Below are 14,639 nucleotides of genomic sequence, written 5' to 3'. Positions count from 1 at the left end.
GCCCGGTTGGGGCCGCTTTATTTGTGGGTGGCCCCCCCCCGGTTTGTTTGACCGGGGTGTTTCCGTTTTGCGCCGCGGGGGGGGGGGGGGGGGGCGCCCCCGGGGGGGCCCCCCCCCCCCGGCCCCCCCTCCGGGTACGGCTACTGGTGCTGCCCCGGCGTGTAATGCCCCGGCACCATCCGTGTCGTCACCGCGAAGCGGTTCCACGCGTTGATCACCGTGATCGCGGCGATCAGCTGCGCCAGCTCCGCCTCCTCGAACTGCTTGGCGGCGCGCTCGTAGACCTCGTCCGGTACGAAGCCGTCGGTGATGACGGTGACCGCCTCGGTCAGCTCCAGGGCGGCCAGCTCCTTCTCGGTGTAGAAGTGCAGCGACTCCTGCCAGGCGCTGAGCTGCACGATCCGCTCCACACTCTCCCCGGCCGCCAGCGCGTCCTTGGTGTGCATGTCGAGGCAGAACGCGCAGTGGTTGAGCTGGGAGGCGCGGATCTTCACCAGTTCCAGCAGCGTCGGGTCGATCCCCTTCCGGGCGGCGGTGTCCAGGCGGACCATCGCCTTGTAGACCTCCGGCGCGTGCGACGTCCAGGACATGCGGGCGGGGTGCTCGGGGGCGTACTCGGTGGTGTTCTCCGTGGTCTCCATACGGGCAAGCCTAGGAGCGAAGCAGCCCAGGAGTATGGTCCATTCCCATGGCGGATTCATGGGCCAATCTGGGCATCGACCTTCACCTCGAACCGGCCGGGAGCAGCGGCCTGCGCCGGGGGCTCACCGACGCGCTGCGCGACGCCGTGCGCACCGGCCGGCTCGCCCCCGGCACCCGGCTGCCGTCCTCCCGCACCCTGGCGGCGGACCTCGGCATCGCCCGCAACACCGTCGCCGAGGCGTACGCCGACCTGGTCGCCGAGGGCTGGCTCACCGCCCGCCAGGGCTCCGGCACCCGCGTCGCCGACCGGGCCGTGAACCCCGCCGGGGCGGCGGCCGCCCCCGTCCGGCGCCGCCCGCCCGGCCGCCCCACGCACAGCCTCGTCCCCGGCACCCCCGACCTCGCCGCCTTCCCGCGCACCGAGTGGCTCAGGGCCGCCCGCCGCGCCCTGACCCAGGCCCCCAACGACGCCCTGGGCTACGGCGACCCACGCGGCCGCCCCGAACTGCGCACCGCCGTCGCCGGATACCTCGCCCGCGTCCGGGGCGTACGCACCGACCCCGGCTCGGTGCTGATCACCTCGGGCTTCTCCCACGCCCTGCGCCTCCTCGGCACCGTGCTGCGCGGGCGCGGCGCCCGCACGGTCGCCGTCGAGTCGTACGGCCTCGACGTGCACCACGACCTCCTCGCCGGGGCGGGCCTGACGACCACCGCGCTGCCGTACGGCGAACTCGGAACCGATACAAGGGCGTTGAGCGGCGAGAGTGCCGTACTCCTCACCCCTGCCCACCAGTTCCCGATGGGCACCCCGCTGCACCCCGACCGCCGGGCGGCCGTGGTGGACTGGGGGCGACGTACCGGCGGGCTGATCCTGGAGGACGACTACGACGGCGAGTTCCGCTACGACCGCCAGTCCGTCGGCGCCCTCCAGGGACTCGACCCCGACCACGTCGTCTATCTGGGCACCGCCAGCAAGTCCCTCGCCCCCGGGCTGCGCCTGGGCTGGATGGTGGTGCCCCCGGCGCTGCTGGCGGAGGTAATCGCGGCCAAGGGACACAGCGACACCTGCGGGGTGCTGGACCAGCTCACCCTGGCCGAGTTCCTCACCTCCGGCGCCTACGACCGCCACGTCCGCGCCGCCCGCCTGCGCTACCGGCGCCGCCGCGACGCCCTCGCCGCCGCCGTCGCCGACCGGGCGCCCGGGGTGACGGTCACCGGCATCGCGGCCGGTCTGCACGCGGTGCTGCGGCTGCCGCCCGGCACCGAGCGGTCGGTCGTGCAGGCCGCGGGCTGGCAGGGGCTGGCCCTGCACGGTCTCTCCTTCTACCGCCATCCCCAGGCCGTCGCCGAGCCGCTGGACGCGCTGGTGGTGGGGTACGGGACGCCGCCGGAGAGCGCGTGGAAGGACGCGCTGGAGGCGCTGTGCCGGGCGCTGCCGTAAGGAGAATCGAGGCGAACGGCGCCCGCGCTGGTCAGCGCACAGGCTCCGCCTCCGCCTCCGCCACCGACTCCGCCTCCGGCGCCTCCCCGAACCGCGCCAACGCCAGCGCCCCCGCCACCGCCACGACGAACCCCAGCACCGCGAGTGGACCGAGCCCCGCCCTCGTGCGGTCGCCCAGCCAGAGCACGCCCACCGCCGCCGGGCCCAGGGTCTCGCCGAGCACCATTCCGGCTGTCGCCGTCGTGACCGAACCGCGTTGCAGCGCCGAGGTCAGCAGCAGGAAGGCGGCGCCGCCGCCGAGGAGGAGGGCGTAGAGGGACGGGTCGGTCAACAGGGCGTACGGGTCAGGTGAGTTCACCAGGCGTACCGCGACCTCCACCACCCCGAAGCCGAACCCCGCGCCGAGGCCGAGCAGCAGCGCGCGCGGCCGTCCCGAGAGCCGGCCGCCGACCGCGCCGAGGAGCAGTACGCCCGCCGCCGTCGCGAGCAGCGCGTACGGCAGCCAGGCCGGGCCGCCGCGGTCGCCCTCCGCGCCCGAGGCCAGCCCGAGCAGCGCGAGCCCCGCGCACACCACGCCGACCGCCGCCCACTCCGGCCCGCTCAGGCGTACCCGCAGCAGCCGCGCCGCGACCACCGCCGTCACCGCGAGGCTCGCGGCCAGCGCGGCGCCCACCGCGTAGATCGGCACCGAGCGCAGCGCGAGGACCTGGAACACGAAGCCGAGCGCGTCAAGGGCGAGCCCCGCCGCGTACCGCCACTGCCGCACTGCCCGCAGCAGCAGCGCCGCCTCCCCGCCTTCCTCTCCTCCGGCCGCCCGCGCGGCCACCGCCTGAAGCACTGTGGCCGTACCGAAGCAGACCGCCGCGCCGAGCGCGCACACCATTCCAAAAAGCACAAAGTGACTTTAGGGGGAACAGGCGTACGTGGGGGTGCCCTGCCGGAAACTCACACCGGTCTCTAGGCTGACTGCCGAACGCACCACCGACGGGGGAGAACAGAACATGGCCAACGCCCGCGCACAACTGCGGTCCACCACGGTCGTCCTGGGCGGCATGGGGCTGCTCGCCGCCGCCCTCACCGCGTGCTCGTCCGACCCGGACAAGCGCTGCGTGGACCGGGACAGCTACAACGTGGCCAAGGGCTACCACACCGTCTCCGACAAGAACTGCAAGTCCGCCACGTCCACCGACGGCGCGTACTACTACGGCGGCAAGAAGAAGGGCTCCTGGGTCCGCGGCGGCTCCTTCACCCCGCCCCGCAAGTCCGGCAGCGGCTCGGGCCGTTCCTCGTACGACAACGACAACCACAGCGTGCACCGGGGCGGCTTCGGCAGCGGCCACGGCAGCTCCGGCGGCTGACCGGCCCGGGACGCACGCATGGAACGCCGTACGATCACGCCCCGCCCCGACTGGCAGCACACCGTCGAGGAGCAGGGGATCGTCTACCCGCTCACCCGCCACCCCGACGGCAGCCTGCGCCCCTACTGGGACGAGAGCGCCTACTACGCCTTCTCGCTGCCCGAGGTGGAGGTGCTGGAGGAGACCGTCGGGGAACTGCACGCCATGTGCCTGGCCGCCGCCGGGCACCTGGTGGAGCACAACCGCCTCGCCGACCTCGGCATCACCGGCCCGCGCGTGGTCGCCGCCGTCACCGAGGCATGGCACCGACGTGCCGAACTCCCGTCCGTCTACGGCAGGTTCGACCTCCACTACGACGGCACCGGCCCGGCGAAGATGCTGGAGTACAACGCGGACACCCCGACCTCCCTGGTCGAGGCCGCGTCCGCGCAGTGGTTCTGGATGGAGGACCGCTTCCCCGGCGCCGACCAGTGGAACTCGCTGCACGAGCGGCTGGTCGACACCTGGCGCAAGCAGGCGGGACTGCTCCCGCCGGGCGCCCCGCTGCACTTCGCGCACTCCTCCGCCGACGAACTAGGCGAGGACCTGATGACGGTCGCCTACCTCAAGGAGACCGCCGAGCAGGCCGGGCTCGCCACCGACTGGCTCGCCATGGAGGAGATCGGCTGGGACACCCTCTCCGGCCGCTTCGTGGACAACCGGCTGAAGTTCATCCGCGCGATCTTCAAGCTGTACCCCTGGGAATGGCTCACCACCGACGAGTTCGCCGAGCACGTCCTCGACACCCTGGACAACGGCGGCGGCACCGGCAGCACCCTGTGGATCGAGCCCGCCTGGAAGATGCTGCTCAGCAACAAGGCCCTGCTGGCCGTCCTCTGGGAGCTGTACCCCGGCCACCCCAACCTCCTCCCGGCCTACCTGGACGGCCCCCGCGAGCTGGCCGCCACCACCGGCTACGCCGCCAAGCCGCTGCTCGGCCGCGAGGGCGAGGGCGTCACCCTGCACCCGCCCGGCACCCCGCCACCCCCGGCCCAGGACGAGCCCTGCTGCTACCAGGCCCTCGCCCCGCTGCCCGCCTTCGACGGCAACCACGTCGTCCTCGGCGCCTGGGTCGTCGGCGACGAGGCGGCCGGCCTCGGCATCCGCGAGTCCTCGGGCCTGATCACCGACACCTACGCCCGCTTCCTGCCGCACGTGATCCTCTAGACACGTCCGCTCCCCTAGACACGTCCGCCCCCCTAGACACGTCCGCTCCCCGGACCGGCCGCCGTCCGTCCCGCATGGCCGGTAGGCTGGTTCGTGGGCCGTGACTGGCGCGCTGGGATGGGACCGACCATCGGGGAGCGGCCCGGGAGTCAGTGCCGTGCGCCTGGGCCGAACCGAACGCGACGACACACCGACGCCCTGTCCGGAGGCCCCCATGCCCGAGAATTCCACCCCGTCCGGCTCCGCCGAGACCACCGCCTACCGCGCCGCCCTCGATGTGATCCGCGCGGTCGAGCCCCGCGTCGCCGACGCGATCGGCCAGGAGATCCACGACCAGCGCGACATGCTCAAGCTGATCGCCTCCGAGAACTACGCCTCCCCGGCCACCCTGCTGGCGATGGGCAACTGGTTCAGCGACAAGTACGCCGAGGGCACCGTCGGCCGCCGCTTCTACGCCGGCTGCCGCAACGTCGACACCGTCGAGTCCCTCGCCGCCGAGCACGCCCGCGAGCTCTTCGGCGCCCGGCACGCCTACGTCCAGCCGCACTCCGGTATCGACGCCAACCTGGTCGCCTTCTGGGCCGTACTCGCCGACCGTGTCGAGGTCCCGTTCCTCCAGAAGACCGGCGTCCGCCAGATCAACGAGCTGTCCGAGGCCGACTGGGCCGAGCTGCGCCAGGCGTTCGGCAACCAGCGCATGCTGGGCATGTCCCTGGACGCGGGCGGCCACCTCACCCACGGCTTCCGGCCCAACATCAGCGGCAAGATGTTCGACCAGCGCTCCTACGGCACCGACCCGGCCACCGGCCTGATCGACTACGAGGCCCTGCGCGCCCAGGCCCGTGAGTTCCGCCCGCTGATCCTCGTCGCCGGGTACTCCGCCTACCCGCGCCTGGTGAACTTCCGGATCATGCGCGAGATCGCGGACGAGGTCGGCGCCACCCTCATGGTCGACATGGCGCACTTCGCCGGTCTGGTCGCGGGCAAGGTCCTCACCGGCGACTTCGACCCGGTCCCGCACGCCCAGATCGTGACCACCACCACCCACAAGTCGCTGCGCGGCCCGCGCGGCGGCATGGTCCTGTGCGACGACTCCCTCAAGGACCAGGTCGACCGCGGCTGCCCGATGGTGCTCGGCGGTCCGCTCCCGCACGTCATGGCCGCCAAGGCCGTCGCCCTGGCCGAGGCCCGGCAGCCCTCCTTCCAGGACTACGCCCAGCGTGTCGTCGACAACTCCCGCGCGCTCGCCGAGGGCCTGATGAAGCGCGGCGCCACCCTGGTCACCGGCGGCACCGACAACCACCTCAACCTGATCGACGTCGCCGCCTCCTACGGCCTCACCGGCCGCCAGGCCGAGGCCGCCCTGCTGGACTCCGGCATCGTCACCAACCGCAACGCCATCCCCGCCGACCCCAACGGCGCCTGGTACACCTCCGGCATCCGCATCGGCACCCCCGCCCTGACGACCCGCGGCCTGGGCCGGCCGGAGATGGACGAGGTGGCGGGCCTGATCGACCGCGTCCTGACGACGACGGAGCCGGGCACCACGAAGTCCGGCGCCCCGTCGAAGGCCCAGCACGTCCTGGACCAGAAGACAGCGGACGAAATCGCGAAGCGGGCGACGGACCTGGTGTCGGCGTTCCCCCTCTACCCGGAGATCGACCTCACCTGATCAACAGGGGCGAGGTGCACCTACCCCAGGGGCGCGGGGAACTGCGCGACAAGCCACGACGTCGCCGCAGCCCCCGCGCCTCCGCAAGCACCCCCCCCACCTAGGCACTGGACCCACCTCCACCTCTGGAAGAATGGGCACCATGGCCACCCCTGAAAAGAAGCCTCGCGTACTCTCCGGAATCCAGCCCACCGCAGGCTCGTTCCACCTCGGCAACTACCTCGGTGCCGTCCGTCAGTGGGTGGCCCTCCAGGAGACCCACGACGCGTTCTACATGGTCGTCGACCTGCACGCGATCACGCTCCCGCAGGACCCGAAGGATCTGCGCGCGAACACCCGCCTGGCCGCGGCCCAGCTCCTCGCGGCCGGTCTGGACCCCGACCGCTGCACCCTCTTCGTGCAGAGCCAGGTCCCCGAGCACGCCCAGCTCGCCTGGGTCATGAACTGCCTCACCGGCTTCGGCGAGGCGTCCCGCATGACCCAGTTCAAGGACAAGGCCGCCAGGCAGGGTGCCGACCGGGCCAGCGTCGGCCTCTTCACGTACCCGATCCTCCAGGTCGCGGACATCCTGCTCTACAACGCCGACGAGGTCCCGGTCGGTGAGGACCAGCGCCAGCACGTCGAGCTGACCCGTGACCTCGCCGACCGCTTCAACGGCCGCTTCGGCGAGACCTTCACCAGCCCCAAGCCGTACATCCTCAAGGAGACGGCGAAGATCTACGACCTCCAGGACCCGGCGGTCAAGATGAGCAAGTCGGCGTCCACGCCGAAGGGCCTCATCAACCTGCTGGACGACCCGAAGACGACGGCGAAGAAGGTGAAGAGCGCGGTCACCGACACCGAGACGGTGATCCGCTTCGACCGGGAGAACAAGCCCGGCGTGAGCAACCTCCTCACCATCCACTCCACCCTCACCGGCACGCCGATCGCCGACCTGGAGCGGGAGTACGAGGGCAAGATGTACGGCGCCCTCAAGACCGACCTCGCCGAGATCATGGTCGAGTTCGTCACCCCGTTCCGCGAGCGCACCCAGCAGTACCTGGCGGACACCGAGACGCTGGACTCGATCCTCGCCAAGGGCGCCGAGAAGGCCCGCGCCGTGGCCGCCGAGACCCTGGCGCTGGCGTACGACCGGGTCGGTTTCCTGCCGGCCAAGCACTGACCGGGCGTCCGGGGGCGCACAGCCGCCCCCGGACGTGCGACCGCACGCATGTCCGGTGGGGCAGAGCGCCGTACATCACTTCCGTTGCGCCTGCCCTGGGGACACCCGTGGCCGTACAGTCGATAGCCGAAGGCCGTACGCGAGGACGGCCCACAGAACAGCACGCGACGACAGGAGACGACGTGGGGACCGTAACGATCGGCGTGTCGATCGCGGTCCCGGAGCCTCACGGCAGCCTGCTCCAGGAGCGGCGCGCGGGCTTCGGCGACGCCGCCGCGCTCAGCATCCCCACGCACATCACGCTGCTGCCGCCCACCGAGGTCGAGGAGGCGGACCTGTCCGCCGTCGACGCGCACCTCGCGGGGGTCGCGGCGGCCGGCCGGCCCTTCCCGATGCGGCTGTCCGGCACCGGCACCTTCCGCCCCCTGTCGCCCGTGGTCTACGTCCGCGTCGAGCAGGGTGCCGAGGAATGCGCCGATCTCCAGGCCCACGTCCGGCACGCCTCCGGCCCGGTGCCGCGCGAGCTGCTCTTCCCGTACCATCCGCACGTCACCGTGGCGCACGGCATCGAGGAGGCGGCGATGGACCGCGCCTTCGAGGAGCTGGCCGGGTTCGAGGCCGCCTGGCCGTGCACCGGGTTCGCGCTGTACGAGCAGGGCGCCGACGGGGTGTGGCGCAAGCTGCGCGACTACCCGTTCGGCAGCCCCGTGGTGCCGCCCCAGCCCGGAGCCACCGAGCGCGACACCATCGGCAGCCGCTGAGCCCCGCTCAGACCGGCAGTCTGCGGAACAGCGCGCGCGGCGCGTGCCGCAGTACCGACATCACCGGGCGCAGCGCACCGGGCACCCACACCGTCTCCGAGCGGCGGCGCAGCCCGAGTTCGACGGCGGCGGCCACCTTCTCCGGGGTGGTGGAGAGCGGTCCGGGCGCCAGATGGGCGGTCTTGCCGGTCCGCACGAACCCGGGCCGTACGACCATGACCTGCACCCCCGTCCCGTACAGCGCGTCGCCGAGTCCTTGCGCGAAGGTGTCCAGGCCGGCCTTGCTGGAGCCGTAGATGAAGTCGGAGCGGCGGGCGCGCTCGGCGGCCACCGAGGAGAGGATCACCAGCGAGCCGTGGCCCTGGTCCTGGAGGGCGCCGGCCGCGACCAGACCCGCCGAGACCGCGCCGGTGTAGTTGGTCGCGGCGACCCGGACCGCGCGCAGCGGCTCCCGCTCGTCCCGCGCCTGGTCCCCGAGGACCCCGAAGGCGAGCAGCACCATGTCGACGGCGCCCTCGGCGAACACCTTGCCGAGGACCGTCTCGTGGGACTCCGGGTCCAGCGCGTCGAAGGCGACGGTACGGACGTCCGCGCCGAGCGCGGAGAGGCGGACGGCCGCGCGGTCCAGCGCCGGGCCGGGACGCCCCGCGAGCCAGACGGTGCGGGTGCGGCGGGCGATGAGGCGGCGCGCGGTGGCCAGCGCGATCTCCGAGGTGCCGCCGAGGACGAGCAGGGACTGAGGAGGACCGCAGACAGCAGACATGCGAGTGACCGTATCGTCCGCATATGGCCGAATGTCCGCACGGCGGCGCCGGGCTCCCCGCAATGGGTGATTAGTGGGACGCGGCACCGGGCGGCTGCCGGGTTCGCGCCCATCCTGGGTATCGGCACATGGAGTTCCCGCGACGAGGGCAGAGGCGGATCATGGACTGGCTGAAGAAGCTGCCCGGCATCGGGCCGATCGTGACCTGGCTGATGACCACGCACGCGTGGCGTTCGTACGCGCGCCTGGACCGGGTGAACTGGACCTGGCTGGCCGCGGCCATGACGTTCGTCAGCTTCGTGGCGCTGTTCCCGCTGCTGACCGTCGCGGCGGCGATCACCGCGGCCACACTGAGCCCGGCCCGGCAGAAGACCGTCGAGAAGAACATCGCGAGCCAGTTCCCGGGCCTCGCCGACCAGCTCGACCTGGGCGGCCTGGTGCAGAACGCGGGCACGGTCGGGCTGATCGCCGGTGCGGCGCTGCTGTTCACCGGTATCGGCTGGGTCGGCCAGATCCGGGACTGTCTGCGCGCGGTGTGGGAGCTGCCCGAGCGGGACGGCAACCCCGTCGTGCTGAAGCTGAAGGACGCCGGGGTGCTCATCGGGCTCGGCGGCGCCCTGCTGCTGACCCTGGCCGCCTCCACGCTCGCCTCGGCCGCCATCGGCAAGCTGGCGGGGGCGATCGGCCTGGAAGAGCACAGCTGGGGCACCGTGCTGCTGCGGGTGGCCGCGTTCGCCGTCGCCGTGCTCGCCGACTTCCTGGTTCTGCTGTACGTACTGAGCCTGCTGCCCGGTGTCGAACCGCCGCGCCGCCGCCTGGTGGTGGCGGCCCTGCTCGGCGCGGTCGGCTTCGAACTGCTCAAGCTGCTGCTGAGCGGCTACATCCAGGGCGTCGCCGCGAAGAGCGTGTACGGCGCCTTCGGTGTCCCCGTCGCCCTGCTGCTGTGGATCAACTTCACCTCGAAGCTGGTGCTGTACTGCGCCGCCTGGACGGCGACGCGCAGCGAGGAGGGGAAGGTCACGGACGCTGCCGTCGACGCATCAGATCAGGCAGCGGCCAGCGGCGGTTGACCAGGAAGGCCCCGCCGCCGAGCAGCACCAGCAGCCCGGCGGCGACGGCCAGCGCGGTCCCGGCGCCCCGGGAGCCGCCCTGGGCGGTGGCGCCCTTCACCGGCTCGGAACCGGCCCCCGCGGTGCCCTGCGGGGTGCCGGTGACGGCGGCGCTGGGCGCGCCACTGGGCCGGGCGCTCGGGGTGGCGTTCAGCGGCGGGACGAGCACCCCGACCGGCTGGACCTTGCCCGCGGCCCTGAAGCCCCAGTCGAAGAGCTGGGCGGTCTCCTTGTAGACCTCGTCGTGCTCGTGCTTCTCCGGATTCATCACGGTGACCAGCAGCACCTTGCCGCCGCGCTCGGCGACACCGGTGAAGGTGGCGCCCGCGTTGGTGGTGTTGCCGTTCTTGACGCCGGCGATGCCCGGATAGACGGCGGTGTCCGTGTCGCCGCTCAGCAGCCGGTTGGTGTTCTGGATCTCGAAGGTCTCGCGGGTGCCCTTGCCCTTGCCCTTCTGGGTGGTGGCGCCGGGGAACTTGGCGCGCACGGTGGAGCAGTACTCCCGGAAGTCCTTCTTCTGGAGTCCGGAGCGGGCGAACAGGGTGAGGTCGTACGCCGAGGAGTACTGCTGGGGGGCGTCGTAGCCGTCGGGGCTGACCACGTGGGTGTCGCGGGCCTGGAGGGCGTCGGCGTGGGCCTGCATGTCCCTGACCGTCCGCGGGACACCGCCGTTCATCGCGGAGAGCACGTGGACGGCGTCGTTGCCGGAGCGCAGGAAGACACCGAGCCACAGGTCGTGGACGGTGTAGGTCTCGTTCTCCTTTATCCCGACCATGCTCGAACCGGCGCCGATCCCTGCGAGGTCCGTGGGCAGCACCTGGTGGCGCTGGTCCCTCGGGAAGCGGGGCAGCACGGTGTCCGCGAACAGCATCTTCAGGGTGCTCGCCGGGGGGAGCCGCCAGTGCGCGTTGTGCGAGGCGAGTACGTCGCCGGTCTCGGCGTCGGTGACGATCCAGGAACGTGCGGTGAGGCCCTTGGGCAGCACCGGTACGCCTGGGGCGAGGTTCACCTGCGTACCGGGCACGCCGAGCCGGGCGCCGCCGACCTGGGACATGCGGGCCGGGGGTGCGGTGCTGGGACTCGCTGACGGCTTGGGTGCGGCGAAGGCTGACGGTGCGGTGACGGAAACGGTCAGCAGCGCGGCGGATGTGATCAATAGGGATCGCTGAGCGATCTTCTTCGGTGCGGACACGATCGAGAACGTACCTGCCCCGGGCTGTGAAGTCCCGCCTCCCGCTCCACCCCGGCCACGGAACCGGACAGCGGGCGGCGATACTGGACTCATGAAGCTCAGCCGCCCGGTCTCCTGGTTCCTGCTCGCCTTCGGGGTGTGGAGCTGGGTCATCTGGGTCACTTTCGTTAAGAACCTAATTGCTGACGGCAGCGGTCTCGCCTTCGACGACGGGCATCCCACGGCCTACTTCTGGGTGCACCTGACGCTGGCGGTCGTGTCCTTCGTACTGGGGACGGTCGTCGGGGTCATCGGGTTGCGCGGACTGCGCGCACTGCGTCGGACGTCATAGGGGACGCGTCGGGTGGTCATCGTCTTCGTGCTCGTCGCCCTGGCCGTACTGGCCGCCGTGGCGGGCCTGCACTGGTACGTCTGGCGCCGTCTGATCCGCGACACCACCAGCCCGCGTGGCCCGGCCCGCCGGGCGGGCACGACGCTCTTCGTCGCGGCCCCGGTACTGATGATCGCCGCCCTGGTCGCGGAACGCTCCGGCGCCCCCTTCTGGCTCCAACGGGCCCTGGCCTGGCCGGGGTTCCTGTGGATGGCCCTGGCCCTCTACCTGCTGCTGGCCACGGTGGCGACGGAGCCGGTACGGGTGTGGGCGGCGCGGCGCGCCCGGCGGGCGACACGGGAAGCCGTGTTCGCCGGGCTGGACCGGGTGCCGGTGCCTCCGGCGGAGCGGTCTGCGGCGGAGCGGTCGGGGGTGGAGCGGTCCGGGGTTGCTGACGACGCGCTCGCGTCCCCGGCGGAACCGTCCGCGAGGGCTGACGACGCGTCCGCGCCCCCGGCCCGGCCGGCCGGCCCGCAGGCTTCGGAGCTCGCCGCCTCCGCCCTCTCCCGCCGCCTCTTCGTCTCCCGAGTCGCCGGAGGCACGGCGGCCGCGGTGGCGCTGGGGACGACCGGCTGGGGGACGTACGGGGTGCTACGGGGTCCGAAGGTGAAGCGGGTCACCGTCCCCCTGGCCAAGCTGCCGCGGGCGGCGCAGGGCTTCCGGATCGCGGTGGTCAGCGACATCCACCTGGGCCCGGTGCTGGGGCGGAGCTTCGCGCAGACGGTCGTGGACACGATCAACTCGACCCAGCCGGACATGATCGCGGTCGTCGGCGACCTGGTGGACGGCAGCGTCAAGAACCTGGGCCCGGCGGCGGCTCCGCTGGCGGGGCTGGAGTCCCGGCTCGGCACGTTCTTCGTTACGGGAAACCACGAGTACTTCTCCGGCGCCGCACAGTGGCTGGAAGAGGTCCGCACGCTCGGCATGCGCCCCCTGGAGAACGCCCGCACGGAGCTGCCGTACTTCGACCTGGCCGGGGTGAACGACCTCCAGGGCCGGAGCGAGGGCCAGGGCCCGGACTTCGCCAAGGCCCTCGGCGACCGCGACACCTCCCGCGCCTGCGTCCTCATGGCCCACCAGCCGGTCCAGATCCACGAGGCCGTCCGCTACGACGTGGACCTCCAGCTCTCCGGCCACACCCACGGCGGCCAGCTCTGGCCGGGCAACCTGATCGCGAAGGCGGCGAACCCGACGGTCGCGGGCCTGGAGCGGTACGGCGACACCCAGCTCTACGTCAGCCGGGGCGCGGGAGCCTGGGGCCCACCGACGCGAGTCGCCGCCCCCTCCGACATCACGGTGATCGAACTGGCGTCGCGGGAGGCGTAGTCACGACGCGCCCTCAGCGAAGGCCGGCGAAGAGGTCGTCCTCGGGGGTCGGGGCGCCGGTGGGGTCCTGGACACGTACGAAGGTCTCCACGCCCATCAGCTCGCCGAACCTCTCCTTGCCCATCTTGAGGAAGAAGATGTTCTCGCCCTGACTGGCGTGCGCGGCCAGGGCGTCGTACTTCTGACCGCTGAACGCGGTGGTGTCCACCCAGGTGGTGATCTCGTCGTCGGGGAGGCCGATCTCGGCCAGCGCGGCGGCCTCGGCGGGGTCCGGCTCCGGCATGTCCCCATGGAACTCGCGCATGAGCTCGCCGAAGCGCGCCATCATCGAGCGAGGCGCCGTGGTCCAGTACACCTTCGGTGTCAGCTCGGTCATCTCCAGCGCCGCCATCGTGATGCGGTGGGCCTGGATGTGGTCGGGGTGGCCATAGAAGCCGTTCTCGTCGTAGGTGACGACCACATCGGGGCGGTAGTGCCGCATCAGTTCCGCGAGCCGGGCCGCGCCTTCCTGTACGGGGGTCTGCCAGAAGGAACCCGGGGCGTCGTTGCTCGGCCAGCCCGTCATCCCGGAGTCGGCGTAGTCCAGCGTCTCCAGATCGCTGACCTTCAGGACCTCACAGCTCGCCCCGAGTTCGTGCCGGCGCATCAGGGCGACCGCCGCGGGGTCGTGCCCGGGCTCACCCGGCTTGACGCCCCCCGGTCCGTCACCGCAACGGCCGTCGGTACACGTCACGAGGACCGTCCGGATGCCTTCCGCCGCGTACCGCGCGAGGACTCCTCCGGTCCCGGTCGCCTCGTCGTCGGGGTGGGCGTGCACTGCCATCAGCGTCAAAGGCCGCTCAGTCATGGGACATTCCTCCTGCGAGATGCGTCTTGGCCCGAGCCCGTGGCGGGCCTACCGCACAACTACGCCGACGGGACCGGATGTTCCCGGCGTGACCGCTCGAGTCTTCTTGGTCGTCGGCGAACCAGGAGCGAGCCCCCGGGCCCAGTGGATCACCCACCCCGCGATGCCGGGCGTGCTCGGCATCGCGGGAATACCGAAGGGTGTCGCCGCCGAACACGGAGTCCTGCCGGGCCTCGGACGCCGGCATGGGCGGTGTCCCCATGGATGCCGCCCGGCCTCGCGAGGTCGCAGGTTCCCTTTGCGTCGGTCAGGGCTCGATTCGCAGGTCCTCGATGAGGCCGCCGCCGAGGCTGAAGCGGTAGTGCAGGTCCACCACGCCGCCCGGGAAGTCGCCCTCCAGGTGGTGGGTGGCGACGTAGTGATCCGTATCGGCCTTCTGCGCGCCGACGAGTTCGATCGTGTACGTGTACTCGCCGGCAGAGCGGGTCATCCAGGCTTCGATCGCCGGGGCTCCCTGATGGGTCCTGCCCTCGTCGGTCACGGTGGCGTCCGGACGGAGGAAGCTGAGTGCCGTGGCGGCGTCGTGGGCGCGGTGGGCCGTCAGGAAGCCGGTGATGACCTCGGGCAGGGCCTCGGGAGCGATGGTCTGGGGCTGGTCGGTGGACATGAGAACTCCTGGGGGGGGGGGGGGGGGGGGGCCGGGGGGGGGGGGGGGGCGGCCGACCAGAACTTGAACGCCGCCCCCCTGGCGGGGGGGGGGCCCGGCCCCGGGTACGCCAACTATTAAAGA

At 72.1% G+C, this 14,639-nt stretch carries 15 protein-coding genes and 1 riboswitch; of the genes, 9 read left to right on the top strand and 6 right to left on the bottom strand.

The genetic code is table 11. The features are described 5' to 3' along the window. Window positions 1-140: 140 nt before the first annotated feature. Window positions 141-641: a carboxymuconolactone decarboxylase family protein gene (locus tag ACIGA3_RS30180; RefSeq protein ID WP_399721637.1), complete on the bottom strand. Its 501-nt coding sequence runs from the start codon at window positions 639-641 to the stop codon at window positions 141-143. 47 nt (window positions 642-688) lie between these two features. Here ACIGA3_RS30180 and ACIGA3_RS30175 point away from each other — a divergent pair, with 47 nt between their 5' ends. Further along, entirely contained in the window at window positions 689-2,083 is a 1,395-nt protein-coding gene (locus tag ACIGA3_RS30175; RefSeq protein ID WP_399721635.1) for a PLP-dependent aminotransferase family protein, read from the top strand. Between the two features lie 31 nt (window positions 2,084-2,114). Here ACIGA3_RS30175 and ACIGA3_RS30170 read toward each other — a convergent pair whose 3' ends face one another. Continuing rightward, the gene (locus ACIGA3_RS30170; RefSeq protein WP_399721638.1) at window positions 2,115-2,966 is read right to left on the bottom strand and encodes a DMT family transporter; all 852 of its coding nucleotides are present in this window, start codon (window positions 2,964-2,966) and stop codon (window positions 2,115-2,117) included. Between the two features lie 118 nt (window positions 2,967-3,084). Here ACIGA3_RS30170 and ACIGA3_RS30165 point away from each other — a divergent pair, with 118 nt between their 5' ends. The 5 genes from ACIGA3_RS30165 (at window position 3,085) to ACIGA3_RS30145 (ending at window position 8,242) form a co-directional block, all read left to right on the top strand. Beyond that, window positions 3,085-3,441 (top strand): hypothetical protein, encoded by a 357-nt coding sequence (locus tag ACIGA3_RS30165; RefSeq protein WP_399721633.1) that lies wholly within the window; start codon window positions 3,085-3,087, stop codon window positions 3,439-3,441. Between the two features lie 18 nt (window positions 3,442-3,459). After that, complete coding sequence (locus ACIGA3_RS30160) at window positions 3,460-4,647, top strand: glutathionylspermidine synthase family protein (RefSeq protein WP_399721631.1); 1,188 nt, start codon at window positions 3,460-3,462, stop codon at window positions 4,645-4,647. Between the two features lie 90 nt (window positions 4,648-4,737). Further along, window positions 4,738-4,823, top strand: a riboswitch (ZMP/ZTP riboswitch). Window positions 4,824-4,861: 38 nt separating this feature from the next. After that, the gene (locus ACIGA3_RS30155) at window positions 4,862-6,319 is read left to right on the top strand and encodes a glycine hydroxymethyltransferase (protein ID WP_399721629.1); all 1,458 of its coding nucleotides are present in this window, start codon (window positions 4,862-4,864) and stop codon (window positions 6,317-6,319) included. A gap of 142 nt (window positions 6,320-6,461) precedes the next feature. Continuing rightward, window positions 6,462-7,481: a tryptophan--tRNA ligase gene (trpS, locus tag ACIGA3_RS30150; RefSeq protein WP_399721627.1), complete on the top strand. Its 1,020-nt coding sequence runs from the start codon at window positions 6,462-6,464 to the stop codon at window positions 7,479-7,481. Window positions 7,482-7,663: 182 nt separating this feature from the next. Further along, window positions 7,664-8,242, top strand: coding sequence for a 2'-5' RNA ligase family protein (locus tag ACIGA3_RS30145; RefSeq protein ID WP_399721626.1), 579 nt, complete (start codon window positions 7,664-7,666; stop codon window positions 8,240-8,242). A gap of 7 nt (window positions 8,243-8,249) precedes the next feature. Here the strand turns inward: ACIGA3_RS30145 and ACIGA3_RS30140 are convergent, their stop codons facing one another. Continuing rightward, window positions 8,250-9,005 carry a decaprenylphospho-beta-D-erythro-pentofuranosid-2-ulose 2-reductase gene (locus tag ACIGA3_RS30140; RefSeq protein ID WP_399721625.1) on the bottom strand — a complete coding sequence of 252 codons (756 nt, stop codon included), beginning with the start codon at window positions 9,003-9,005 and terminating at the stop codon, window positions 8,250-8,252. Between the two features lie 161 nt (window positions 9,006-9,166). Here ACIGA3_RS30140 and ACIGA3_RS30135 point away from each other — a divergent pair, with 161 nt between their 5' ends. Beyond that, complete coding sequence (locus ACIGA3_RS30135; protein WP_399721624.1) at window positions 9,167-10,075, top strand: YihY/virulence factor BrkB family protein; 909 nt, start codon at window positions 9,167-9,169, stop codon at window positions 10,073-10,075. On the opposite strand, the gene ACIGA3_RS30130 is transcribed toward ACIGA3_RS30135, so the two are convergent. Then, the gene (locus ACIGA3_RS30130) at window positions 10,023-11,306 is read right to left on the bottom strand and encodes a D-alanyl-D-alanine carboxypeptidase family protein (RefSeq protein ID WP_399721623.1); all 1,284 of its coding nucleotides are present in this window, start codon (window positions 11,304-11,306) and stop codon (window positions 10,023-10,025) included. The genes ACIGA3_RS30135 and ACIGA3_RS30130 overlap by 53 nt on opposite strands. Window positions 11,307-11,397: 91 nt before the next feature. On the opposite strand from ACIGA3_RS30130, the gene ACIGA3_RS30125 reads away from it, so the two are divergent. Next, window positions 11,398-11,637: an SCO4848 family membrane protein gene (locus ACIGA3_RS30125; RefSeq protein ID WP_130331623.1), complete on the top strand. Its 240-nt coding sequence runs from the start codon at window positions 11,398-11,400 to the stop codon at window positions 11,635-11,637. 12 nt (window positions 11,638-11,649) lie between these two features. Beyond that, complete coding sequence (locus tag ACIGA3_RS30120; protein ID WP_399721621.1) at window positions 11,650-13,002, top strand: metallophosphoesterase; 1,353 nt, start codon at window positions 11,650-11,652, stop codon at window positions 13,000-13,002. Window positions 13,003-13,015: 13 nt separating this feature from the next. Here the strand turns inward: ACIGA3_RS30120 and ACIGA3_RS30115 are convergent, their stop codons facing one another. Then, window positions 13,016-13,849, bottom strand: coding sequence for a PIG-L family deacetylase (locus ACIGA3_RS30115; protein ID WP_399721620.1), 834 nt, complete (start codon window positions 13,847-13,849; stop codon window positions 13,016-13,018). 307 nt (window positions 13,850-14,156) lie between these two features. After that, entirely contained in the window at window positions 14,157-14,516 is a 360-nt protein-coding gene (locus ACIGA3_RS30110; protein ID WP_399721619.1) for a nuclear transport factor 2 family protein, read from the bottom strand. Window positions 14,517-14,639 lie beyond the last annotated feature (123 nt).

It is taken from the genome of Streptomyces sp. NPDC085596, from assembly GCF_044541565.1.
Lineage (GTDB): Bacteria > Actinomycetota > Actinomycetes > Streptomycetales > Streptomycetaceae > Streptomyces.
This window is presented reverse-complemented; position numbering and strand designations above follow the sequence as displayed.

Coding starts and splice junctions, on each gene's coding strand:
- ACIGA3_RS30155 (WP_399721629.1), top strand. CDS start 4,862: ATGCCCGAGAATTCCACCCCGTCCGGCTCCGCCGAGACCACCGCCTAC.
- trpS (WP_399721627.1), top strand. CDS start 6,462: ATGGCCACCCCTGAAAAGAAGCCTCGCGTACTCTCCGGAATCCAGCCC.
- ACIGA3_RS30125 (WP_130331623.1), top strand. CDS start 11,398: ATGAAGCTCAGCCGCCCGGTCTCCTGGTTCCTGCTCGCCTTCGGGGTG.
- ACIGA3_RS30175 (WP_399721635.1), top strand. CDS start 689: ATGGCGGATTCATGGGCCAATCTGGGCATCGACCTTCACCTCGAACCG.
- ACIGA3_RS30165 (WP_399721633.1), top strand. CDS start 3,085: ATGGCCAACGCCCGCGCACAACTGCGGTCCACCACGGTCGTCCTGGGC.
- ACIGA3_RS30160 (WP_399721631.1), top strand. CDS start 3,460: ATGGAACGCCGTACGATCACGCCCCGCCCCGACTGGCAGCACACCGTC.
- ACIGA3_RS30170 (WP_399721638.1), bottom strand. CDS start 2,966: ATGGTGTGCGCGCTCGGCGCGGCGGTCTGCTTCGGTACGGCCACAGTG.
- ACIGA3_RS30115 (WP_399721620.1), bottom strand. CDS start 13,849: ATGACTGAGCGGCCTTTGACGCTGATGGCAGTGCACGCCCACCCCGAC.
- ACIGA3_RS30140 (WP_399721625.1), bottom strand. CDS start 9,005: ATGTCTGCTGTCTGCGGTCCTCCTCAGTCCCTGCTCGTCCTCGGCGGC.
- ACIGA3_RS30110 (WP_399721619.1), bottom strand. CDS start 14,516: ATGTCCACCGACCAGCCCCAGACCATCGCTCCCGAGGCCCTGCCCGAG.
- ACIGA3_RS30180 (WP_399721637.1), bottom strand. CDS start 641: ATGGAGACCACGGAGAACACCACCGAGTACGCCCCCGAGCACCCCGCC.
- ACIGA3_RS30135 (WP_399721624.1), top strand. CDS start 9,167: ATGGACTGGCTGAAGAAGCTGCCCGGCATCGGGCCGATCGTGACCTGG.